The sequence below is a fragment of the Pseudonocardia sp. genome, assembly GCF_050246655.1.
Classification (GTDB): domain Bacteria; phylum Actinomycetota; class Actinomycetes; order Mycobacteriales; family Pseudonocardiaceae; genus Pseudonocardia.
In genome coordinates, this window is record NZ_JBFWVQ010000012.1 from 72,564 (window position 1) to 95,180 (window position 22,617).

Annotated in this window: 22 protein-coding genes and 1 pseudogene; 8 read left to right on the forward strand and 15 right to left on the reverse strand. The window is 74.3% G+C overall.

Annotated features, from left to right (window positions below):
* Window positions 1–3: 3 nt before the first annotated feature.
* Complete coding sequence (locus AB7J25_RS06890; protein WP_428506237.1) at window positions 4–693, reverse strand: hypothetical protein; 690 nt, start codon at window positions 691–693, stop codon at window positions 4–6.
* Window positions 694–772: 79 nt separating this feature from the next.
* Window positions 773–1,708: an SDR family oxidoreductase gene (locus AB7J25_RS06895; RefSeq protein ID WP_428506239.1), complete on the reverse strand. Its 936-nt coding sequence runs from the start codon at window positions 1,706–1,708 to the stop codon at window positions 773–775.
* Between the two features lie 99 nt (window positions 1,709–1,807).
* On the opposite strand from AB7J25_RS06895, the gene AB7J25_RS06900 reads away from it, so the two are divergent.
* Entirely contained in the window at window positions 1,808–2,506 is a 699-nt protein-coding gene (locus AB7J25_RS06900; RefSeq protein ID WP_428506241.1) for a TetR family transcriptional regulator, read from the forward strand.
* On the opposite strand, the gene AB7J25_RS06905 is transcribed toward AB7J25_RS06900, so the two are convergent.
* From AB7J25_RS06905 to AB7J25_RS06945, 9 genes and pseudogenes are all read right to left on the reverse strand, one after another.
* Window positions 2,481–3,293 carry an alpha/beta fold hydrolase gene (locus tag AB7J25_RS06905; protein ID WP_428506243.1) on the reverse strand — a complete coding sequence of 271 codons (813 nt, stop codon included), beginning with the start codon at window positions 3,291–3,293 and terminating at the stop codon, window positions 2,481–2,483. The genes AB7J25_RS06900 and AB7J25_RS06905 overlap by 26 nt on opposite strands.
* 161 nt (window positions 3,294–3,454) lie before the next feature.
* Window positions 3,455–4,129, reverse strand: a complete 675-nt coding sequence (locus AB7J25_RS06910) for a fasciclin domain-containing protein (RefSeq protein WP_428506245.1) — start codon at window positions 4,127–4,129, stop codon at window positions 3,455–3,457.
* Between the two features lie 131 nt (window positions 4,130–4,260).
* Window positions 4,261–5,844 (reverse strand): molybdopterin-dependent oxidoreductase, encoded by a 1,584-nt coding sequence (locus AB7J25_RS06915; RefSeq protein ID WP_428506247.1) that lies wholly within the window; start codon window positions 5,842–5,844, stop codon window positions 4,261–4,263.
* A 75-nt stretch (window positions 5,845–5,919) separates the two neighbouring features.
* A complete protein-coding gene (locus tag AB7J25_RS06920; RefSeq protein ID WP_428506249.1) occupies window positions 5,920–6,750 on the reverse strand; it encodes a crotonase/enoyl-CoA hydratase family protein in 831 nt (276 codons plus the stop codon).
* Window positions 6,747–7,982: an NAD(P)/FAD-dependent oxidoreductase gene (locus tag AB7J25_RS06925; protein WP_428506251.1), complete on the reverse strand. Its 1,236-nt coding sequence runs from the start codon at window positions 7,980–7,982 to the stop codon at window positions 6,747–6,749. Before AB7J25_RS06925 ends, AB7J25_RS06920 begins: the two co-directional genes overlap by 4 nt.
* A 103-nt stretch (window positions 7,983–8,085) precedes the next feature.
* Window positions 8,086–8,861, reverse strand: a pseudogene (locus AB7J25_RS06930) (enoyl-CoA hydratase).
* A 135-nt stretch (window positions 8,862–8,996) separates the two neighbouring features.
* Window positions 8,997–11,351, reverse strand: a complete 2,355-nt coding sequence (locus tag AB7J25_RS06935) for a bifunctional FO biosynthesis protein CofGH (protein ID WP_428506253.1) — start codon at window positions 11,349–11,351, stop codon at window positions 8,997–8,999.
* Between the two features lie 147 nt (window positions 11,352–11,498).
* Window positions 11,499–12,080: a hypothetical protein gene (locus AB7J25_RS06940; RefSeq protein WP_428506255.1), complete on the reverse strand. Its 582-nt coding sequence runs from the start codon at window positions 12,078–12,080 to the stop codon at window positions 11,499–11,501.
* Window positions 12,081–12,178: 98 nt separating this feature from the next.
* Window positions 12,179–12,874, reverse strand: a complete 696-nt coding sequence (locus tag AB7J25_RS06945; protein WP_428506257.1) for an alpha/beta fold hydrolase — start codon at window positions 12,872–12,874, stop codon at window positions 12,179–12,181.
* Between the two features lie 162 nt (window positions 12,875–13,036).
* Between AB7J25_RS06945 and AB7J25_RS06950 the strand changes: the two genes are divergently transcribed.
* From AB7J25_RS06950 to AB7J25_RS06965, 4 genes are all read left to right on the forward strand, one after another.
* Window positions 13,037–13,561 (forward strand): DUF2127 domain-containing protein, encoded by a 525-nt coding sequence (locus AB7J25_RS06950; RefSeq protein WP_428506259.1) that lies wholly within the window; start codon window positions 13,037–13,039, stop codon window positions 13,559–13,561.
* Between the two features lie 143 nt (window positions 13,562–13,704).
* On the forward strand, window positions 13,705–15,267 hold the full coding sequence (locus AB7J25_RS06955) for a SulP family inorganic anion transporter (protein ID WP_428506261.1): 1,563 nt from the start codon (window positions 13,705–13,707) through the stop codon (window positions 15,265–15,267).
* A gap of 118 nt (window positions 15,268–15,385) precedes the next feature.
* A complete protein-coding gene (locus AB7J25_RS06960; RefSeq protein ID WP_428506263.1) occupies window positions 15,386–16,363 on the forward strand; it encodes a permease in 978 nt (325 codons plus the stop codon).
* Entirely contained in the window at window positions 16,360–17,046 is a 687-nt protein-coding gene (locus AB7J25_RS06965) for a TIGR03943 family putative permease subunit (RefSeq protein ID WP_428506265.1), read from the forward strand. The genes AB7J25_RS06960 and AB7J25_RS06965 overlap by 4 nt, the downstream gene beginning before the upstream one ends.
* Window positions 17,047–17,060: 14 nt before the next feature.
* Here the strand turns inward: AB7J25_RS06965 and AB7J25_RS06970 are convergent, their stop codons facing one another.
* Entirely contained in the window at window positions 17,061–17,870 is an 810-nt protein-coding gene (locus AB7J25_RS06970; RefSeq protein ID WP_428506278.1) for an ANTAR domain-containing protein, read from the reverse strand.
* Window positions 17,871–18,010: 140 nt separating this feature from the next.
* Here AB7J25_RS06970 and AB7J25_RS06975 point away from each other — a divergent pair, with 140 nt between their 5' ends.
* Entirely contained in the window at window positions 18,011–19,081 is a 1,071-nt protein-coding gene (locus AB7J25_RS06975; protein ID WP_428506267.1) for a carboxylate-amine ligase, read from the forward strand.
* A gap of 10 nt (window positions 19,082–19,091) precedes the next feature.
* Here the strand turns inward: AB7J25_RS06975 and AB7J25_RS06980 are convergent, their stop codons facing one another.
* Window positions 19,092–19,694 (reverse strand): DedA family protein, encoded by a 603-nt coding sequence (locus tag AB7J25_RS06980; protein ID WP_428506269.1) that lies wholly within the window; start codon window positions 19,692–19,694, stop codon window positions 19,092–19,094.
* Window positions 19,695–19,760: 66 nt separating this feature from the next.
* Between AB7J25_RS06980 and AB7J25_RS06985 the strand changes: the two genes are divergently transcribed.
* Complete coding sequence (locus AB7J25_RS06985; RefSeq protein ID WP_428506271.1) at window positions 19,761–20,129, forward strand: DUF1330 domain-containing protein; 369 nt, start codon at window positions 19,761–19,763, stop codon at window positions 20,127–20,129.
* A gap of 12 nt (window positions 20,130–20,141) precedes the next feature.
* Here AB7J25_RS06985 and AB7J25_RS06990 read toward each other — a convergent pair whose 3' ends face one another.
* Both AB7J25_RS06990 and AB7J25_RS06995 read right to left on the reverse strand, forming a co-directional pair.
* Entirely contained in the window at window positions 20,142–20,669 is a 528-nt protein-coding gene (locus AB7J25_RS06990; RefSeq protein WP_428506273.1) for a hypothetical protein, read from the reverse strand.
* Complete coding sequence (locus tag AB7J25_RS06995) at window positions 20,666–21,952, reverse strand: MFS transporter (protein WP_428506275.1); 1,287 nt, start codon at window positions 21,950–21,952, stop codon at window positions 20,666–20,668. The genes AB7J25_RS06990 and AB7J25_RS06995 overlap by 4 nt, the downstream gene beginning before the upstream one ends.
* A gap of 82 nt (window positions 21,953–22,034) precedes the next feature.
* Here AB7J25_RS06995 and AB7J25_RS07000 point away from each other — a divergent pair, with 82 nt between their 5' ends.
* On the forward strand, window positions 22,035–22,568 hold the full coding sequence (locus AB7J25_RS07000; RefSeq protein ID WP_428506276.1) for a YbhB/YbcL family Raf kinase inhibitor-like protein: 534 nt from the start codon (window positions 22,035–22,037) through the stop codon (window positions 22,566–22,568).
* Window positions 22,569–22,617 lie beyond the last annotated feature (49 nt).

Sequence of the window (22,617 nt, forward strand, 5' to 3'; positions counted from 1 at the left end):
CCGTCAGGCCGGGCACCGCGCGGGGTCAGCCGTGCAGAGCTTGGCGCGCACGAGGTCCTCGGGGATCGGCCGCACCTGGCGGGCGTCGATGACCTTCGCGAGGTCCGGGACGATCCGGGTCGGACGGGAGACCACCGGTTCGCGGGTCGGCCGCTCCACCGGGCGCTTCTCCAGCCGCTTCGCCTCCCGCCGCTTCCGCCCGTCCGACTCGACACCCGTCTGGGTGCCGTCGGGCAGGACGACCCAGCCGGCGCTGTAGACGCCGCCGTCGACGGCCCCGTCGGCGAGGAAGAGCCCCGAGCCCGCCTCGGCGGGGACGGTGTCGATCGCGAAGCGGGCGCCGTCGCGCACGAGCGCGCCGGTGGCGCGGCCGGCGCCGAGCACGAGGTCGAGCACCGCGCCGCTCGGGGCGGTGAGCACGGCGCGATCGCCGGTGCGGGTGCCGAAGAACCGCTCGGCCTCCGCGGCGGGGCCGTCGCACACGTAGGCGACGACCCCCTCACCGGTCGCGACGACGGCGACGAGCGCCGCGGTGCCCGTCACCCTGCCGACGGCCTCCACGGGCGTGGGCGGGGCATCCGCAGCCGCCACGGGATCGGGCGTTCCACAGCCGCCGAGCAGCAGCGCCGCGCCGACGGCGAGCGCGGCCACCGCGGCGGCGCGGGTGGAGCGGGGGCGGGTCGTGGTGTCCATCAGGGGTCCTCTCGTTCGTGTTCCAGCGCAGACACGGCGAGAGTGCGTGCGGATCCTGTCGGGACCCTGTCGCCCGCTGTCAGGACACCGTCACGGGCGGCGGACCGTCCGCCAGGCTGACGCCGGTGAGCTGCTCGGCGACGTCCCACAGTCGGGCCGCCGCGGCGGCGTCCCGGGCGCGGCGGGTCACGCGGGCCGGGCCACTGGGCCCCACGAGCTCCAGGAGACCGGTGGGCCCGTAGTAACCGCCCTGCACCGCGGCCGGATCGGCAGCGGCGAACAGGAGCGGTTCGGCCCCCTGCCGCACGTCCTGCGACGGCACGACCCGCGCGGCGTGCGCCATCCTCGGGGGCCGCGTGGCGCCGAGGCCCGGGCCAGCCGTCTGGAGGTTCGTGCGGGTGAAGCCGGGGTGGGCGGCGATGCTGCGCAGCGCCCAGCCGCGCTCGTCGGCGACGCGGGCGAGGTGGCGGGCCATCATCAGGTCGGCGAGCTTGGACTGCGCGTAGGCCCGGTACGGCCGGTAGGAACGCTCGGACTGCAGGTCGTCCCAGCGGATGCGGCCGACGTGCGCGACGCCGCTGGACATCGTCACCACCCGGGGCGCGGGCGCGGCCTGCAGCAGTGGCAGCAGGCGGACGGTCAGCGCGAGCGGGCCGAGGAAGTTGCTGCCGAACTGCAGCTCGAAGCCGTCCGCCGTGGACATCCGGTTCGGCGGCGCCATCACGCCGGCGTTGTTGAGCAGCATGTCCAGCGGAGCGCCACCGGTGAGCTGCGCCTGCGCGAAGGCGCGGACGGACGCGAGATCGGCGAGATCGAGCCGCTGCACCTCGACGGACGCGCCGGGACGGGCCGCCCGGATCGCGGCGGCCGCCTCCTCGCCCTTGGCCGGGGTGCGGACGGCGAGCACGACGTGCGCGCCCGCGGCGGCGAGCCGCTGTGCCGCCTCGCGGCCGGTGCCGCTGTTCGCGCCGGTGACGACCGCGCGGCGGCCGGTGAGATCGGGGACCTGGTACACGTCTTCCTCCGAAGGAACCGATGGTCTGTTACCGCGGTCCACAATAAGAGACCGACGGTCTCCAGCGCAAGAGACCGTCGGTCCGTTACCATCCCCGGCATGTGCGGATTTCAGCGAGCCCGCAGCGACGATCAACGCGAGCAACGTCGTCGCGCGGTCCTCGACACCGCCAGGGAGATGCTCGCCACGATGCCCGTCGCCGAGATCAGCCTGAACGAGCTGAGCCGCCGCGTCGGCCTCGCGAAGTCGAACGTCCTTCGCTACTTCGAGTCCCGGGAGGCCGTCCTCCTGGAGCTGCAGGATCAGGCGTGGAGCGAGTGGCTGGACGCGCTCGCCGCGGAGCTCCCGGACGCGGTCGACGCGGCGGCGCCCGTCGCGACCCGGACCGAGGCGCTCGCCGCCGCGCTGACGGCGTCCCTCGGCGCCCGCCCGATGCTCTGCGAGCTGATCAGCACCACGGCCGCCGTGCTGGAGCGCAACGTCTCCCCCGAGGTGGCGGCCCGCTACAAGCGCCGGGCGCTCGTCCACGTCGAGCGCCTCGCCGGGCTGCTGCGCGTCGTCGTGCCCGAACTGGACGCCTGGTCCGCGGGCCGGCTCGCGGCGGCGACGGCGCTGTGTACCGGAGCCCTCTGGACCCACGCGTGCCCGTCCGACGCCCTGCTCGCCGTGTACGCGCAGCAGCCGGACCTCGCCGTGCTGAGGGTGCACTTCCCCGACGCCCTGCGCGAGATGATCGCCACGCTGGTCGCGGGCCTGCTCGCCCGCGGGGGCGTCAAGGACGGTCGAGGAAGTCCGTGACGATCGGCGCCAGCTCCGCCGCCTGGTCGAACAGCATCAGGTGCCCACCATCCGGCACGATCACCAGCTCGGCGCGCGGCATGATCCTCTTCATGATCTTCGCGTTCACGGCGGGCACGGCCGGATCGTCGCCACCGGCGAGCAGCAACGTCTCCTTCCGGATGGCGGGCAGCATCGGAAGGCTGGACCAGGTGCTGATCGCGAGCATCTGGTACAGGTAGCCACGCCGCGACGGCGGGTGCGCGAGCCGCGCCGCCGAGTGTTCCCGCATGCCGGCGCCCATCTGCGCGGCCTTGCCGCCGAAGTGCCGGGCGGCGTCGGCGAGGGCGTCCGGGTCGTGGTACCGGTCGACGCTCAGCAGCGTCCGCATGGCCCCGGGGGATGCGGGCATGCTGCCGATCCCGAAGTGCGTGTTGGCCAGCACGAGGCGCCGCACGCGGCGGCGGCCGGTGACCGCGAGCTGCTGGGCCAGCGCCCCACCCCACGACACCCCCATGACGTCCACCCGGGCCATGCCGACGTGGTCGAGCACCGCGAGGGCCAGCCGGGCGAGGTGCGGCATCAGGAGCGGCAGGGCACCCGCGGGCGAGCGGCCCGTGCCGGGCACGTCGAAGGCGACGGTGACACGGCTCGCGTCGAGCATCCCCCGCAGCGGCTGCCACATGCCGGAGTTCCCACCGAGCCCCATGAGCAGCAGCAGCGGCGGGGAGGTGCCGCGGGTGCCGCTGACGGAGACGTGCACCTCGCGCGTACCCAGCCGGACGACCTCGTCGAAGGCGGTGATCACGCCCGTCACTGTCGCACGGCGCACCTCGGTGCGGCCCCGTGCGCGACGGAGGACACGGGTGGGGCAGAACACCCTCGCCCGGCCGACGGCGCCCGCCGAAACGTCTCCAAGAAATGGAACGCCCCGGCGGGGCCACCCTTTGCCGCAGATCGGCCCGAGGGTCAGCCGGCAGGCATGAGAACCTTGTCGATGACGAATACGGTCGCATTCGAGGTGGGAATGTTCCCGCACAGCACCGAGGCGGTGTTGCCCTTTCCGTCGGTGATCGTCGGGGCGTCGGCGGTACCGCTGATCCTGATCTGCCCGCCGGCGAGCGCGGTCACCGTGCCGGCCGCGACGAGGCCGTCGGAGTCGTAGCGCTGCGGCACGACGTGGTAGGACAGCAACCCGCCGAGCTCCGTCCGGTCGGCCAGCAGGTCGTTGAACGCCCGGTCCCCCATTGCGGACCTGACCTCGTCGAACGCTCCGTTGTACGGGGCGAAGACGGTGATCGCCTGCTGGGAGTTGAGGGTGTCGGCCAGCCCGTCGACCTTGCCGACGGCGGTGACGAGCGTGGTCAGCAGCGGGTTGGTGCTCGCCGCGCCGGCCACCGGCTGCGGACCCATGCTGTCGAGCGATCCGGGCGCGTCCCCCTGCGGGAGCTGGGAGCAGGCCGGGCCGAACACGTCCTCGTCGGTGGTCACCCCGGTGCCCGCGGCCGCCGCGGAGGTCGTCGGGCTCATCGGCTCGGCGGGTGCGGCCGCACCCCCGCCCGGCTGCTGCGTCCCACCGCAGGCGGCGAGCGTCACGGTGAGGGCGGCGAGAGCGCCGGCAAAGGCCACTCGGTTGATGCGCACTGCAACTCCTTCGTCGAACGTCCCGGATATCCGGGCTCACCCAGCATTCGCGGACACCGATCTGTGCGGTTCGTCGATGCGGATAACGTTTCGGACGCTGGATTCAGCCGTCCGCGCGCGGCCGGCCCGGGTCAAGCTGCGGTGAAGAGGATGGCCGGCCAGCCGGACGCGCCGTCGGGGATCGGGTCGGTGCGGCGCTCGGTCTGGGTGAGGCCGTCGCCGTCGGTGGCACGGGCCTGCACCGTGTGGCCGCCGGGCGCGAGGTCGAACTCGGCGCGCCACATCCGCCAGGTGTCACCGCTCACCTCGGTCGACAGCACCGCATCGCGCCAGGGGCCGCCGTCCATCCGCACCTCGACCCTGTCGACGCCGGTGGGCTGGGACCAGGCGGTCCCCGCCACCACCACCCGACCGGCCGGTACCGTGGCGAACCCGCGAGGAGCATCGATGCGGGCCTGGGTCTTGATGGGGGCCCGCGGTGCCCATCCGCGTTCGGACCAGTAGCCGGGCGTGGCGGCGAAGGTCGTGGCCTCCATGTCGACGACCCACTTGGTCGCCGACACATAGCCGTAGAGGCCGGGCACGACCATGCGCACCGGGAAGCCGTGCTCGGGCGGGAGGGCCTCGCCGTTCATGCCGATCGCCAGCAGGCCACCGCGACCGGGTTCGAGCAGCACCTCCGTCGGCGTCCCGGTGTACCAGCCGTCGACGCTGGTCGAGGAGATCTGGTCGGCGCCGCGCCGCACGCCCGCCTCGACCAGCAGGTCCCGCAGGTCGACGCCGACGAAGTTCGCCGTGGAGACGAGGTTCCCGCCGACCGGGTTGGACACGCAGGTCATCGTGACGGTGCGCTCGACGAGCGGGCGGGCCAGGAGGTCGCCGAACGTCAGCGTGAACGGGTTGTCCACCATCCCGTGGACACGCAGCGTCCAGTCGTCGGCCCGCAGTGCGGGCACCCGCAGCGCCACGTCGATCCGGTAGAAGTCCCGGTTGGATGTGAGGAAGGTCGGCGTGCCGAGCTCGGGGAAGGCCGCTCCCGCAGGGATCCCGGGAGCCCGCTCGGCGAGCCGCGGCCCGGCCAGCCACGCGGTGACCCGGCGCCGGGAGTCGTCCACCCCGGCCCGCGTCAGCCCGCCGGCGCCCGCCCCCAGCGCCGCGAGAGCGACGGCCGAGGACGAGCCGACCAGGACGGCGCGTCGCGACGGACCGGCACGGCGGTCGGTTCCGTCCGGGCGGTGGGCGCGCACGGCCAGCGCGTGCAGTCCGGAGAACACCAGGAGCCCCGTCGCCAGGGCGGCCACCGGCGCGGCGAGGTCGCGAGGGCCGAAGACCGGCGCGAACCCCACCGCCGCGAGCCCGAGCACCCCCAGCACCGCCACGACGACCAGGCCCACGGCGGCGCGGCGGCGCGAGGCGAGCCCGGCCGCGGCGGCGATCGCCGCGCTCACCACCGCGATCCCGGCGAGCAGGACCGGCTTGTCCGCCAGCCCGAACGTGGCCTTGGCGAACTCGGTGAGCCACTGCGGAGAGAACCGGATCACCGTGTCCCCGACGGCGAGGAACGGCGAGGACGCCGGCGACACCAGCCCCGCCACGAGGTGCCCGACGCCCAGGGCGGCGGCCAGCGCCAGCATTCCGATCACCACCGCGGGCCCGGGCGGGATGGCCGGTTCCCGGGGCTGCTCGGTCGCGGGCCGGATCGTGTCGGTACTCATGCCCGACGTTCGGCGGCGGGCCACCTCCGGTTCGGTCGGATCGACGGACGACCGTGCCGCCGCCCGTCCCGGGCGCTAGTCCGGGTAGGTCGGTGCGCGGCGCTCCCGGAACGCCGCGACGGCCTCGTCCAGGTCCGCCGAGGGCAGCATCGCGGCGTTCCAGGTCGCGATCTGCTCCAGGCCGTCCGCGACGGAGTGGTCCCGGGCGTAGGTGATGGCGTGCTTGGTGCCCCGCAGCGCGAGCGGCGACTTCGCCGCGAGCGCCGCGGCCACCTCGGCCACCCCCGCCGCGAGCTCGTCGGGGGTGTCGAAGACGCCGTTGGCCAGCCGCAGCGCGGCAGCCTCCCGCCCGTCGACCGGGCGGCCGGTGTAGGCCAGCTCGCGGGCCACGCCCTCCCCGACGATCCGCGGCAGCCGCTGGAGCACCCCGACGTCCGCCGCGAGCCCCAGGTCGATCTCCTTGAGCACGAAGCTCGCGTCCGCCGAGGCGTAGCGCAGATCGCACGCCACGGCGAGATCGAGCCCCGCGCCGATACAGGCACCGTGCACCGCCGCGATCACCGGCGTGCGGCAGCGCTCGACGGCCGTGAAGACCTCCTGCAGCTCCCGGATGCTCCGCCACAACCGCTCCCGCGCGCGCCCGGCGCAGTGTCGGTCACGGTGCTCGTCGCGCCCCGCGAGCAGCTCCGCGAGCGAGGCGACGTCGATACCCCCGCAGAAGTGGCGGCCGTTGCCCGAGATCACGACGACCCGGGCCGACGGCTCGGCGTCCACGGCGCGGAGCACGCCGTGCAGCTCGCTCCACAGCGGGCCGTGCAGCGCGTTGGCGGCTTTCGGCCGGTCCAGCCGGACGTGCGCGACGCCGGAGTCGACGGTGACGTCCACGAACTCGGTGCGCTCGATCATCGCCGTGCCTGCGTCGGTTGCGGGACTCCGGCGAACTCCAGCGCCTCCGCCCAGCTCGCGCGCTGCTGGATCAGCCGCCGGAACTTCATGATCTGCCGCTGCCGGTCGATCCCGATGACGCCGACCACCCGGTCCCCGCGGCGGTACAGGGCCAGGAAGCGGTCCTCGCCCAGCTCCTCGCTCACTGCGCGGATCTCGTCCCCGCGGGGCACGCCCACGAACTGGATGCGGCTCTCGTAGAGGTCCGACCAGAAGTACGGGACCGTCGCGAGCTCCGTGGCATTGCCCGGGTCCAGCGCGTTCTTCGCCGCGAGCGCACCCTGCTCGGCGGCCGTCGTCCAGTGCTCCAGGCGCATCAGCTCGCCGTCGAACAGCGGGTTCGGGAAGTGGACGACGTCACCCGCTGCGTACACGCCGTCCAGGGCCTTGAGCGTCGCGTCCGTGACGACGCCGCCGTCGCGCTCGTGCAGCGGGACGCCGGAGCCGCGCAGCCACCCCGTGCACGGCGTGACGCCGATCCCCACCACGACGAGGTCCGCCGGCACGGTGGTGCCGCCCGCGAGCCGCACCCCGGTGACCCGCCCGTCCGCGCTCTCGAGGCTCTCGACGGTGACGCCGCAGCGCAGGTCCGTCCCGTGCGCGTCGTGCAGCCGAGCGCAGGCGTGCCCCGTGGCCTCCCCGACCGACCGCACCAGCGGCACCGGCAGCGCCTCCAGGATCGTCGCGGGCAGGTCGCGCTTGCGCGCAGCCGACGCCACCTCCGACCCGATGAACCCGCCCCCCACGACCACGGTGCGGGCGCCCGCGTCCAACGCCTCGCGCACGGCCAGCGCGTCGTCCAGCGTCCGCAGCGTGTGCACGCCCGCGAGGCCCTCGGAGCCCGGCAGTGTGCGCGGCGCCCCACCGGTGGCGATCACCAGCGCGTCGTAGGGCAGCGTGGCGCCGTCGCCGAGGCGGATCGTGCGCGACGCGGTGTCCAGCCTCGTGGCGGGCGACCCGAGCCGAAGCTCGACGCCCAGCTCGCCGCGCAGGTGCTCCTCGGTCCGGAAGATGACCGACTCGGGCGGCTCCGCCGACCGATCCAGGTACGCCTTGGACAGCGGCGGCCGGTCGTAGGGGAGGTGCTCCTCCGCGCCGACCAGCGTGACCGGACCCTCGTGCCCGATCCTGCGCGCAGCCTCGACAGCACGCAGCCCGGCCAGGGACGCGCCGACGACGACCAGATGGGTCATGCGGTCACCACTCCTCCTCGAGCGTCGTACTCGAACCTCGTGGACGGCGAGCGAGCCGCCCCGCGCAGCCCGGTCGTCGGGCTCTGCTCGCACCGTACGGTCATCAGGGCAACGTGCGACCGGTGAACCGGGGTTCGCGCTTCTCCCCGAACGCCCGGAAGGCCTCGGCGACGTCCGCGCCCAGCAGGTTGACGGCCTGCGCCTGCCCCTCGCGGTCCAGCGCCTCGTCGAAGCTCATCGACGCGGACTCGTCGAGCAGGCGCTTCGTCTGCGCCAGCGCGAGCGGCGGACCCGCCGCCAGCCGGGCCGCCAGCGCGTCCACGGTGGCGTCGAGCATGTCCACCGGCACCACCCGGTTGACCAGGCCCAGCTCCTCGGCCTGCGCCGCGTCGACGATGTCGCCGAGCAGGCACAGCTCCTTGGCCCGGTGCAGCCCGATCCGCCGCGGCAGGATCCAGCTCCCGCCGAAGTCCACCGAGAGCCCGCGCTTCGGGAAGATCTCCGCGAACCGCGCGCGCTCAGAGGCGATCACGAGGTCGCAGCCCAGGCGAGGTTCATCGCCGCGCCGACGGCCACGCCGTCCACCTTCGCGATCACCGGTACCCGGATGCGGTGCAGGGCCGTCGCGGCCCGGTTGACGCGCTCCATCGCGTGGAGCGGATGCTCGGCCGTTCCGCCCGCCGCGAGCAGGTCGGCGCCCGAGCTGAAGTCGCCGTCCGCACCGGTGACGACGACGACCCGCACGTCCGGATCCGCATCCGCCTCGGTGAACGCGACCGCCAGCGCGCCGAACATCTCCGCGTCGATCGCGTTCTTCCGTCCGGGCTGGGCAAGCGTGACGGTCAGCACGGCGTCCCTGCTCGTCACCTCGACGGCCACTGCGCCCTCCCTCCGACCCCTCCGACATCCCTACCGAACGGTAACGCAGGTTCGGACGCTCCCGGGATCCCCGTCGAGAACGACGTTGTTCAGCCGAAACGGGCTTGTTGATCAGTACAACGTCGTTCTCGACGGTCAGGACGCGGAGGCCACCCGTGCCGGTACCGGGCCGTACAGCGTCGTCCGCTGCTCGACCGGGCGCCCCACCGCGGCGGCGATCCGGGCGAACCCGGCCTCGTCCAGGGCCTGGCCGTGCGTGGCCCCGGCCGCCCGGCTGATGTTCTCGTCCATCAGCGTGCCGCCGAGGTCGTTCACCCCGGCGCGCAGCAGCTGACCCGCGCCGACGGCGCCGAGCTTCACCCAGGAAGCCTGGATGTTGTCGACGAGGCCGTGGTAGGCGATGCGGGCGACGGCGTGCATGAGCACGACCTCGCGCCACGTCGGCCCGCGCCGCGCACGCCGCTTCAGGTAGATCGGGGCCGCCATGTGGACGAACGGCAGGCCGACGAACTCGGTGAAGCCGCCGGTCTCGCGCTGCAGCTCCCGGGTGCGCACGATGTGGCGCGCCCAGTGCACCGGCTGCTCCACCGAGCCGAACATGATCGTGATGTTGGAGCGCAGCCCGATCGAGTGGGCGGTGCGGTGCGCCTCCAGCCACTCCTCGGTATCGATCTTGTCGGGGCAGAGGATCGCGCGGATCCCGTCGTCGAGGATCTCCGCGGCCGTCCCCGGCAGCGAGGCGAGCCCGGCCTCACGCAGGCGCTGCAGGTAGTCCGCGAGCGGCTCGCCGAGGCGCCTGGCGCCCTCGGTGACCTCCAGCGCGGTGAACCCGTGCACGTGGATGTCCGGGACGGCGTCGCGCACCGCGCGCGCGACGTCGACGTAGAAGTCGCCGTCGAAGCTCGGGTGGATGCCGCCCTGGAGGCACACCTCGGTGGCACCGCGGTCCCACGCCTCGCGGGCGCGCTCTGCGACGTCGTCCAGGGTGAGCAGGTAGGGCTTGCCGCGCAGGTTGAGCGAGAGCGGGCCCTTGGAGAAGCCGCAGAACGCGCACCGGAACGTGCAGACGTTCGTGTAGTTGATGTTGCGGTTGACGACGTAGGTCACGGTGTCGCCGACGGCCCGCGCGCGCAGCTCGTCCGCCAGCGCAGCCACGGCGCGCACCTCGGGCCCGCGGGCGGAGAACAGCGTCACGAGCTCGTCGATGCCGGGTTCCTGGCCCGCGCGCACCCCGGACAGGACCTCGGCCACGGCCCCGGCCTGGGACGGCTCGGTGGCGCCGGGGATCAGCACCTGCGGGGTGACGTCCGCGCCGGAGTACCAGGCCGTCGAGCGCCTGCCGACCTGGACGACCTCCGCCCCGGTGCCGACGTTCGCCGCAGCCGCGTGGCGCTCCGGCCAGATCGCTCCGGGGTCGTCGCGGCCCAGCCCCTCGGCGTCGCCGCGGTCCAGCACGGGGAAGTGCAGGGCGGGATCCAGCCATCGCGACGGGTCCAGCGCGTACTCGGGGTACACGGTGAGCCGCGGCGCGAGCGTGAGCCCGCGCTCCTCGCACGCGCGCCGCAGCACGTCGACAGCAGGCCAGGGCCGCTCGGGGTTGACGTGGTCCGCGGTGACCGGGGAGACCCCGCCCCAGTCGTCGATCCCGGCGTCGAGCAGCGGGCCGATGTCCTCGGCGAGGTTCGGCGGCGCCTGCACGTGGACGTCCGGCGGGAGGATCAGCCGGGCCAGCGCGATGGCCTGCAGGTGCTCCTCGGGCGGGCAGGCCGGCCAGGCGCGCATCCCCGTGCCCGGCTTCGGCAGGAAGTTCTGGACGATCACCTCCTGCACGTGGCCGTGCCGGCGGTGCGCGTGCGCGATCGCCACCAGCGCGTCCACCCGGTCGCGCACCGTCTCGCCGATGCCGACGAGGATGCCGGTGGTGAACGGGATCGCCAGCTCCCCGGCGGCTTCCAGGGTGGCGAGCCGTCGCGCGGGCTCCTTGTCGGGGGCGCCGCGGTGCGCGGCCAGGTCCTCGCGGAGCGACTCGATCATCATCCCCTGCGACGGCGACACGGCCCGCAGCGCAGCCAGCTCGTCGCGCGAGATCGCCCCGGCGTTCGCGTGCGGCAGGAGCCCCGTCTCCTCCAGCACGAGCGCGCACATCGCGCTCAGATACTCGACCGTGGAGCCGTAGCCGTGCGCGTCGAGCCACTCGCGGGCGGCCGGGTACCGCTCCTCGGGCCCTTCACCCAGGGTGAAGAGCGCCTCGTGGCAGCCTGCCTCCGCGCCCTGGCGGGCGATCGCCAGCACCTCGTCCGGGGACAGGTACGGCGCGGGCAGGTGCGCCGGGGCCGTCGCGAAGGTGCAGTAGCCGCAGCGGTCGCGGCACAGCCGGGTCAGGGGGACGAACACCTTCGGCGAGTAGGTCACGCGGGTCGACGTGCGCAGGTCCCGTGCCCTGGCGGTCAGCTCGGGCAGCGGCAGGTCCAGGAGGAGGTCGGCGGTCACGAGACGCGCACCCGGTCCGGTTGCTCGGGCAGGTGGCGGCGCCGGTTCACAGGGGAGGACACACGGGTCACGTTACGTGCCGCGGGCCGGTGGGACGGAGAATCGCCAGGGACGCCACCCCGCACGAGCCGGGCCACACACGCTCGCTCAGCCGGTGGGCTCCGGCACCAGCCACGCCGCCGGGACCCGGTTGAGCCCGAACCGCACCACCATCCGCACGTCATTGCGGATCGTGTGGTCGCCCTCGTGGCGCGCCAGCGGCCAGAGGCACCGGCAGCGGGCGAGCACGCGCACGCGCCCGTGGGGCTCGTCGTCCGCCCGCAGCACGCAGTGCAGCACCCCGAGGGCCCGCATCGCGTGCACCAGCAGGACCGTCGACGTCGACGGGGCGGGGACCGTCTGCGCGGCGAGCGTGCGCGTGACCAGCTTGCTCGTCCCCGGGTGCCGCAGCCGCTCCAGCATCCGTGCCGTGAGGACGCGGTCGGTCGCGCGGTCGCCTTCCGCCGTGAGCTGCGCGAGCCGCCCCGCCAGGTCGGCCACGTCCTCGCAGAGGCCGTCCGCAGCGCGGGCCTGGTCCCACAGGTCCGGGCCCAGCGCGGTGGCCACCCGCTGCTCGCGATCGCGCCGCCACTCGGCGTCGCAGATCAGCGCGGCCTCATCGACCGCGACCCTGAGCCGGTCCGCGGAGCGCTCGCCGTGCCGCTGCTCGGGAATCTCGGCGGAGCTCACAGATCCACCCCGCGTGTCGATGCTTGACACGGCAACATCACCTGATCAGGGTTTCACGTCACCCTCACGCGGGACAGACCCAAGAGAGTTGCCGACGATCACCAGCCGTGACGCGTGATCACGTCGTCGATCGCGTCGGCGAGCTCCGCCGGACGACTCAATGCCACCAGGTGGCCGCCCGGGATCACCCGAAGCGGTGATCCCAGCCGTTCCGCCGCCACCCGTTCGGCGAACTCCAGGGGGAAGAAGCGGTCCTCGCGGCCGTGGATGATCTCCAGCGGCACGTCGGGCCAGGCCGGCAGCGGCCACGGCTTCGCCAGCGGCGTGTCCGACTGGACCGGCTCGCCCTGCGCGAACGCCTCCGCCGTGATCTCCGGCGGGACGTCGTGGAAGAACGCGTCGACGAGATCGGCAAGGCTCTCCTCCGACCGCCCCGCGGCCCGGGCCTGCGCCAGGCGCGCCGCCGCGTGACCGGTGTTCCCCCACCACTCGCCCGGCGTCTCCCCCGGTCGCGGGACCATCGCGTTGAGCATGATCAGCCCGCGCACCGGACGGCGCGCGCACACCAGCGGCGCTGACATCCCGCCGAAGGACTGGGCGACCAGGACCACGTCCTGCAGGTCGCGGGCGGCCTCGACGATCGCGTCGGCGTACTCCGCCAGCCCGGCGGAGTCGTCGGCCGCGGGGAGCTCGACGGGGACCGCGGTGTGTCCGCGGGCGGCGAGCTCCGGGACGAGGCGGTGCCAGTACCACGCTGTGCCGCCTGCGCCGGGGACGAGGACGAGGGTGCTCATGGCGGTAGGACCGGGCGGGGCGGCGCAAGTCATCGGTCGGGTGGGACGGGGCGGCGCCGACGCCGACGCCGACGTCCCTCTCGCGGTGCACTGTTCACCCTTCCCGGCTCACCCGGCACCCCGGTGCGGCTCGCACACTGGTCCCGACGGAGAGGGGCGTCGATGACGGAGGCCGTGGGGCGCACGAAGGTGGACCGGCTGTTCCGCGCGGCACTGCTGCTGAAGGGCGTGGACGGGGCGGCCGAGCTGGTCACCGCCGTCGTCCTGGCGCTCCTACCGGCCGTGACCCTGCACCGACTCGTGGCGGACGTGCTGGTCCGCGACATGCTCGGCTCCTCGCACGGCGCGATCGCACGCCACCTCGAGACGGTCACCGACGCATTCGCGGACGGGAGCCGCACCTTCGCGGTGGTGTACCTCGGGTTGCACGGGCTGCTGAAGCTGGGCCTGGTGGTGGCGCTGCTGCGGCGATGGCTGCCCGCCTACCCGGTGGCGGCGGTGGTCCTCGGGGCGTTCGTGGCCTTCGAGCTGTACCGCGCCGTCACGCACGGGTCGCTCGTGCTGCCGGTGCTGGCGGCGCTCGACGCGCTGATCCTCGTGCTGGTGATCCGCGAGTACCGGATGCTGCGCCGGAGTTCCCCGATCGGTGGTGAGAACCCTCACGTAGATGATCATGCGGCTGAGTGAAGCGGGTCGCCCGACCGGCTGATGATGATCAGCGCGTCATCTCGTGATCACAGGGGATGGGCAGCCTCGACGGTGCACCAGTCCGTGCCGGCCCGACGACCGTGCCCCGGCACGGCCCTCAGGCACCCGGCTCCGGAGGACCGTTGACGCACCGCCTCGATCCCGCTCCCGCCACGGGACGGTGGACCGATCTCGTCCGCCACGACCTGCCCGCCTCGCTCGTCGTGTTCCTCGTCGCGATCCCGCTCTCGCTCGGCATCGCCGTCGCCTCGGGCGCGCCGATCATGGCTGGCCTCGTCGCCGCCGTCGTCGGCGGTGTCGTCGCCGGGGCGCTCGGCGGCTCACCGCTGCAGGTCAGCGGCCCGGCAGCGGGCTTGACGGTCGTGGTCGCGGAGGTCGTCGCGGAGTTCGGCTGGGCGGTGACCTGCGCGGTCACCGTCGCGGCGGGGCTCCTGCAGATCCTGCTCGGCTCGCTGCGCGTCGCCCGGGTCGCGCTCGCCGTCTCGCCCGTCGTGGTGCACGGCATGCTCGCGGGCATCGGCGTGACGATCGCCGTCCAACAGATCCACGTGCTGCTCGGCGGGCCGCAGCAGCCGGGCACCGTCGAGGGCCTGGTGGCCCTGCCCGCAGCGGTGTTCTCAGCGCACCTGCCCGCGGTGCTGGTCGGGGGGCTGGTGATCGCGCTGCTGCTGGTCTGGTCGCGCATCCCGGCGATGTCGCGATGCCTGCCGGGGGCGCTCGTCGCGATCGTCTCGGCGACCCTGCTCGCCGCGGCCGCGGGCCTGGACGTCGCACGCGTCGAGCTGCCGGGCGACGTCCTCGACGCGATCGGCCCGCCCCTGCTGCCGGACGGGCGATGGCCGGCGTTCGCGATCGCAGTCGTGACGATCGCGCTGGTCGCGAGCGTGGAGAGCCTGCTCTCGGCCGTCGCTGTGGACCGGATGCACCACGGCCCGCGCACCCGGTTCGACCGGGAGCTCCTCGGGCAGGGTGCCGCGAACGTCGCGTCCGGGGCGCTCGGCGGGCTACCGGTCACCGGCGTGATCGTCCGCAGTGCCACCAACGTGACCGCGGGCGCCCGCTCGCGGGCCTCGACGATCCTGCACGGCGTCTGGGCGCTGCTGTTCTCCGTCCTGCTGGTCGGCGTCGTGGAGCAGATCCCGTTCGCGGCGCTCGCCGGGCTGCTCGTCGTCATCGGGCTGCAGTTGGTGAAGGTCGCCCACATCCGGACGGCGCGCCGTGACGGGGAACTCGCGGTCTACGCCGCGACGACGCTGGGCGTGGTGCTCCTCGGCCTCCTGGAGGGCGTGGTCGCCGGCATCGTCCTCGCCCTGGTGCTCGTGCTGGTCCGGGTGGTGCGGGCCCAGGTCCACGCCGAGCGGGCGGCCGACGACCCGACGGGGCGGCGCTGGCGGGTCACGGTCACGGGCTCGCTCACCTTCCTCGGGCTGCCGAGGCTCACCCGGGTGCTCGCCGAGGTCCCCGAGCGGGCGCTGGTGACGGTGCGCCTCGGCGTCGAGTACCTCGACGGCCCCGCCTCGGACGCCATCCACGACTGGATCCGCCGCCACGAGGCCACCGGTGGCGCCGTCGCGATCGTGCGTACGCTCCGGCCCGGACACGACGTCCTGCACCGGCCCCGCTGCGCGGCGGGCCGCCTGCGCCGGACACCTCCCCCGGTCCCGGTCGCTCCCGGTCCCCGCTGATCTCCGGGAGCGGTCCGGAGGGCACCCGGTCCGTCCGACGCGGTACCGACCGGGTGCCCGCACGTGCGTTCCTCCGATCCGCCACGGGCGGCCCGGTCGCGCTGCCATCATCCGCGGCATGACGATCATCGCGGGCCGGGCGCGGCTCACCTCCGTCCACGTGGTCGCCGCCGTGCTGGTCGCCGCGATCGTGGCCCGGCCCTGGTTGGCCGAGGCGCTGTCCGCGCCCGCGGTCGCCACCGTGGCGACGGTGTTCGTCGCGGTGTGCGTTCAGGCGCTGCCGTTCCTGGTGCTCGGCGTGCTGCTGTCGGCCGCGATCGCGGCGTTCGTCCCGGCCGGGGTGCTCCGACGGGCGCTGCCGTCGCGGGCGGGCGCGGCCGTGCCGGTGGCGGGTCTCGCGGGCCTCGCGCTGCCCGGGTGCGAGTGCGCGTCGGTGCCCGTGGCGCGACGGCTGCTGGGCCGCGGCGTGCCGGAGGCGGCGGCGCTGGCGTTCCTGCTCGCCGCGCCCGCGGTGAACCCGGTCGTGCTCGTGTCCACGGCGATCGCGTTCCCCGGCGAGCCGGGGATGGTGGTCGCCCGCTTCGCCGCCTCGCTCGCCACCGCATGCGTCATGGGCTGGCTCTGGCAGCGGTACGGGCGCTCGGAGTGGATCACCGCCAGGGTCCCCTCCGGCGCCTGCGGTGGCCGCGGCTGGAGCGCGTTCGCCGACGCGGCCCGCCAGGACCTCGTCGCTGCGGGCGGGTTCCTCGTGCTCGGCGCGCTGGTCGCGGCCGTCCTCGGCGTGCTGGTGCCGGCGTCGTGGACCGAGGCGCTCGCGGGACGGCTGGTCCTCGCGGTCGCGGTGCTGGCCGTGCTCGCGGTGGTCCTGGCGCTGTGCAGCGAGGCGGACGCCTTCGTCGCGGCGTCGCTATCGGCGCTGCCGCTGCTCCCGCGGCTGGTCTTCCTCGTCGTCGGGCCCGCGGTGGACGTCAAGCTGGCCGCCCTGCAGGCCGGGACGTTCGGGCGGGCGTTCGCGCTGCGGTTCGCACCGGCGACGTTCGCGGTCGCAGTGGGGTGCGCGATCGGGGTCGGGCTCGTCGTGATCGGGGCGCGATGAGCCGCGAGGCCCGGCACACGCTGTTGCTGCTGCTCGGCGGCGCGCTGGCGCGCATCGCGCTGGACGGCACGTTCCTGCGCTACGTGCGGCCGGACCACCGGTGGCTGCTGCTCGGCGCGGGTGTGGCGATGATCCTGCTCGCGGGGCTCGCGCTGTGGCGCGAGCGCCGGGCCCCGGAGCACGACGACCACGCCGGACCGGACCGCCACGTGCCGTGGTTGCTGCTGCTCCCCGTTCTCGCCCTCGCCCTGGTGCCGCCGCCCGCACTCGGCGCTGACGCTGTCACCCGGGCCGGGGACGCCAACCCGATCGCGGCGACGGCCACCTTCGACCCCCTTCCCCGCGGCCTGCCGGAGCCCCCGCTGGGCGAGGTCGTCGCACGGGCCGTCGCGGGCCCGGCGGGTGGCCTCGACGGCCGCGAGGTGGCCGTGACGGGATTCGTCGTCCGCCGCGGCGCCGCCGTCGACCTCGTGCGCCTGCACATCGCCTGCTGCGCCGCCGACGCCCGCCCGCACCGCCTGCACCTCGCGGGCGACACGGGCACGCCGCAGCAGGACACGTGGCTACGGGTGCGCGGTCACGTCGAGCCGGGATCCGCGACCGCCGCGAACCGGTTCGTCCCGACGCTCGTCGTCACGAGCGTGCAGGTGGTCCCCGCACCGCCGGACCCGTACGAGTACTAGCCGCGCAGCCGACCCTAGAGCCGCCCGCGGTTCTCCACGAGCGTCTCCGCCACCCGGGCGAGCTTCACGTTGAGCGACTGCGAGGCCCGGCGGAGCGTCTCGAACGCCTCGTCCTCCGAGCAGCCGCGCCGCTCCATGAGGATGCCCTTCGCCTGCCCGATGACGTCGCGGCTGCGCAGCGCCTCCCGCAGCTGCGCGGCCTCCAGCTCGGCCGCGTCGGTCGCTGCGGTGGCTGCCAGCGCCGTCGACGCGTGCGCCGCGAGCACCAGCAGCAGGTCCCGGTCGTTCTCGTCGAGGCCTGCGCGGCGGCGCGAGTAGGCGTTCAGCGCGCCCAGCCGATCCGCGCCCCCACCGGGGAACAGCCCCACCGCGAGCACGCTGTGCACCCCCGCCGACGCCGCGGCGGGACCCCACCGCGGGTACTGCCGACCGGCGCCGACGTCCGCGTCGAACGTGACGCCGAGACCCCGCGCGAGCGTCGCCGCCACGCACGGGCCCTCGGTGAAGCGGTACTGGAGCTCGTCGAGCCGCACCGCGAGCAGGTCCGTGCGCACCGGCGTCTCGAACCCACCGGTGGCGGTCCGCATCGTGACGCTGACCAGGTCCGCACCCGGGACCACGGCCTTGGCGGCCGTCACGACCCGGCTCAGGACGCCGAGCACCGTCGTGTCGTCCATCAGCGTCTCGGCGAGCTTGACGAACTCCTGCGCCAGCGGTCCGAGCGTGTCGGCGAACTCCACGGCGTCCCCCGTTCCGGGTCCGGCGCCCGCCTCGACGGTGAATCTCCGGTCGTCCTCGGCCCAGTCACCCACCCCGGCCTGCATACGTTCCACGACCCACCTCGTCCCGGGGACCCGACCCGGCGAGCTTCGCCGACGCGGGTGCGGCGCACAAGCGTTCGACTCCGGATGCCTCCGCCGCCTGCGCCGATCGCGCCAACCGCCCGACCGGCGATACTTCCGACGTGCCCGTGCGGACCGTCGGTGTCGAAGAGGAGTTCCTGATCGTCGATCGCGCTACGGGGCGGCCGCGAGCGGTCGGCGGGCTCGTCCTGGACGCCTCCGGCGACGCGCCCGACATGACCACCGAGCTGCAGCGCGAGCAGATCGAGACCGGCACGACGCCCTGCGCCACCCTTGCTGACCTGGGCACGGACCTGCGTACGGCACGCGCCGCCGCGGTGGCGGCGGCCGCCGAGGTCGGGGTCGCGATCGCGCCGCTCGCCACCTCGCCCGTGCCCGTCGAGCCCACGCTGTCGTCGTCGCGACGCTACGTCGAGATGGGCAGGCGGTTCGGGCTCACGGTGTCCGAGGAGCTCACCTGCGGCTGCCACGTCCACGTGGCGATCGACGACGCCGACGAGGGCGTCGCCGCCCTGGACCGGATCCGTCCGTGGCTCGCACCGCTGCTCGCGCTGAGCACGAACTCGCCGTTCTGGCAGGGCGCAGACTCCGGGTACGCGAGCTATCGCAGCCAGGTGTGGTCACGCTGGCCGACCGCGGGCCCGTACGCGCCGTTCGGGTCCGCGGCGGTCTACCGCGAGCTGGTCGACACGCTCGTCGCCACCGACACCGTCATCGACGAGGGGATGGTCTACTTCGACGCCCGGCTGTCCCGGCGGCACCCGACGCTGGAGGTGCGGGTCGCCGACGTGTGCCTGCTCCCCGAGGACGCCGTCCTGGTCGCCGCGCTGGTGCGGGGGCTGGTCGAGACGGCGGTGCGGGAGTGGCGCGACGGCGAGCCCGCCGATCCCGTCCGCACCGAGGTGCTGCGGCTCGCGGCGTGGCGGGCCGCCCGGTCCGGGACGGACGGGGTGCTGCTCGATCCCGCGACCTGGCGGCCCGCCCCCGCGGGGGCCGTGCTGGAGGCGCTCGTGGCACACGTCCGCCCGGCCCTGGAGGACGCGAACGATCTCGACACGGTGCGCGACCTGCTGGCGGCGGTGCTGGCGCGGGGCACCGGGGCGGCGCGGCAACGGGCCGAGTACGAGCGCAGCGGCGACCCTGCCGCGGTGGTCCGGGCCTGCCTGGCGTGACCGCCCGTGATCACCGTTCCGATGCGGGAACCGGCGAGCGGAGCCTGCGCACCATCAGCCAGCCCAGGCCCGCCAGCGCGGCCATCGTCACGACGACACCGACGGGCCCCGTCCAGGCCTCGACGATCTCCCACCGCTGCCCCAGCCACCACCCCAGGCCGAGGAACAGGGCGTTCCAGATCCCGCTGCCGATCGCCGTGAGCAGCGCGAACCGGCCCAGCGGCATCCCCGCGACGCCCGCGGGCACCGAGACGACGCTGCGGACGAACGGCACCATCCGCCCGAGCAGCACGAGCTTCGAGCCGTGGTCGTCGAACAGGCGCTTCCCGCGTTCGAGGTCGCGGCGTCCGAACAGGACGAACCAGCGCCGCCGCGACAGGTCGTGCAGCCGGTCGTAGCCCAGCCACGCGCCCAGCCCGTACAGCAGCAGCGCCCCGACGACGGACCCGGCGGTCGCGGCGGGCCAGACCGTGACCAGGTTCAGGGTGCCGGTGCTCGCGCGGAACCCCGCGAGCGGCAGCACCACCTCCGACGGGACGGGTGGGACCAGGTTCTCGAGCAGGATCAGCAGGCCGACCCCGGCCGACCCGAGCCGGTCGACGATCCCGAACACCCACTCCTGCACTCCCCGTGAGTGCCCGATCGGCCGGGACGGCAACCGGCCGCCAGAATCGACGCCATGGCCGTCAACCCCACCGGGCCCGCGATGAAGGCGTTCGTCGCCGCGGGTCCGGACCAGCCGATCGTCATGCTGAACCTGCTGCGCTTCGCCCAGGGCGGGGAGGCCCGCTACGACGAGTACATCGCCCACTTCACGCCGCACGCCGAGGCCGTCGGCGCCCGAGTCCTGTACTACGGGCGAGGCACGGACGCCGTGGTCGCGGAGGACGGGCAGGCCTGGGACGCGGTGCTACTGGTCTCCTACCCGAGCCGGAAGGCGTTCTCGGACATGGTGCGCGATCCCGGCTACCAGCGGGGCACGCACCTGCGCACCGAGGCGCTCACCGAGGCGGTGCTGCAGCCGACGATCCCGGTGATCGTCGCGTAGTCGACCCGCGGGTCACAGCTTGAGCATCGGCGCCGGCCGCCACGGCGCCTCGCGCAGGCCGCGCCCGAACGCGCGCAGCAGCATCGGGCGGAAGCCGGCGTCCGGGTACTCGGCGGCGAGCGCACGGAACGCCGACCGTGGCACGCCGGGGCAGCCGACGAGCCCGGCGGTGATGTCGGTGAGATCGGCCCGGCGCATGGCCTCCACGAGCGGGTCCGGGTGGCGCGCCGGACGGAGGCGATGGTGCTCGCCGATCAGAGCCGTCACCAGGTCGGCCTGGGTGGGGTCGGCCAACGCGTCCACGGCCCGGCGGGTGGACGGCGGCAGGTAGTCCCACGTGTGGTCGAACCAGATCCCGGCGTCGTGGAAGAACGCGGCGGTGCCGAATGCGTCCGCCGCCGCGGCGGGCACGCCGACCTGGTGCTCCACGAGCCCGATCACCCGGTGCACGTGGCCGCGGTAGACGGGCAGGTCCGCGCCGAAGACGGCGGCGTGCCGGTCGAACAACGCGTCGGCGACCTCGTGCGCCCGTGAGCTCATTCGCGCATCATGCCGGGTTCCCGGATCGCGTAGACCGCCGCGAGGCTCACCAGCCCGACGGCGACCATGTACGCCGACACGGACAGCGACGTCCCCGTCGACGCCTGCAGCCACACCGCGATGAGCGGGGCGAACCCGCCGCCGAGCACCGCGCCCATCGCGTAGGAGAACGAGGCGCCGCTGTAGCGGAACCTGGCCTCGAACATCTCCGCGAACAGCGCCGACTGCGGCCCGTACGACAGGCCGAGCCCCGCCGTCAGCACCACGACGGCGACGATCATCAACGCGGTGGCGCGCGTGTCGATCAGCCAGAAGAACGGCACCGGCCACAGCACGAGCGCCCACGAGCCGACGCGGTAGACGGGCGTGCGCCCGACCCGGTCCGACCAGACCGCGCCCGCGACGATGAAGACGAGCCACGACACGCTGCCGACGATCACGACCACGAGCATCGTCGTGCGCGGGACCTTCAGCACCGAGGTGCCGTAGGAGAGCAGGTAGGCGAGGAAGACGTAGCCGATGGCCGTGTTCGCGACGAAGCTGAGCGTCGCGAGCAGCAGCTCGCGGGGCCGCTCCCGGAACACGTCGATCACGGGTCGGCGGCTGCGGGCCTGCTCGGCGCGCAGGGCCCGGAACACCGGGCTCTCCTCGATCCGCAGCCGCACGAACAGGCCGACGCCGACCAGCACGATGCTGAACAGGAACGGCAGCCGCCAGCCCCACGACGAGAACTGCTCGTCGGTGAGCGCAGCCCCGACACCCACGAAGGCGAGCTGGGCGAGAATCAGCCCCGCAGGCACGCCGACCTGGGAGAACGAGCCGTAGCGCCCGCGCCGTCCCGCCGGCGCGTGCTCGACGGCCATCAGCGCCGCGCCGCCCCACTCGCCGCCCGCGGACAGACCCTGCAGCATCCGCAGCACGACGAGCAGGATCGGCGCCGCGAGCCCGATCTGCTCGTAGGTGGGCAGCAACCCCACCCCGACGGTGGCGAACCCCATGAGCAGCAGCGACGCGACGAGCATCCCCTTGCGGCCCAGCCGGTCCCCGAAGTGCCCCCACAGCACGCCCCCGACGGGACGGGCGAGGAAGCCGACGCCGAGGGTCGCGAACGCCGCGAGCGTCCCCGAGACCGGCGAGAGCGAGGAGAAGAACTGCGAGCCGAACACCAGCGCCGCGGCGGTCGAGTAGATGAAGTAGTCGTACCACTCGATGGTCGTGCCGACCGCGCTCGCGACGGCCACCCGTCGCAGCTGGGCCGGGCTCGTGGTCTCGACGTCGCGCATGGCGGCCTCCCCGCGTCGTCCGGTCGGCCCAGCGTGCCCCGCGTGGCGAGACGGCGCACGTCGGGAGCACTAGCGTGGACCCATGTCGCGCGACCCCTTCGCGGACCTCCCCCAGGTCCCCTCCTTCACGCTCACCAGCACCGACGTCAGCGACGGCGCCCAGCTCCCGGCGGCCCAGCTCTCCGGGATCATGGACGCGGGCGGTGAGGACGTCTCGCCGCAGCTGTCGTGGAGCGGCTTCCCCGCGGAGACGAAGTCCTTCGCGGTCACCTGCTACGACCCGGACGCGCCCACCGGATCGGGTTTCTGGCACTGGGCGGTGGCCGACATCCCGGTGTCGGTCACCTCGCTGGCCACGAACGCGGGTGACGAGAAGGGCAGCGGGCTCCCGGAGGGCGCGGTCACCCTGGCCAACGACGCGGGCCTGGCCCGCTACCTCGGCTCGGCCCCGCCGCCCGGGCACGGCGTGCACCACTACTGGTTCGCCGTGCACGCGGTGGACGTCGAGTCGCTCGGCCTTCCCGAGGGTGCCACCCCGGCCTACCTCGGGTTCAACCTCTTCTTCCACACGCTCGCCCGCGCGGTGATCGTCGGGACGAACGAGAACACGGGCTGAGCTCCCGCGCAACGAGCGGCGCGTTCGTCCAACTGAGTTGGACGAACGC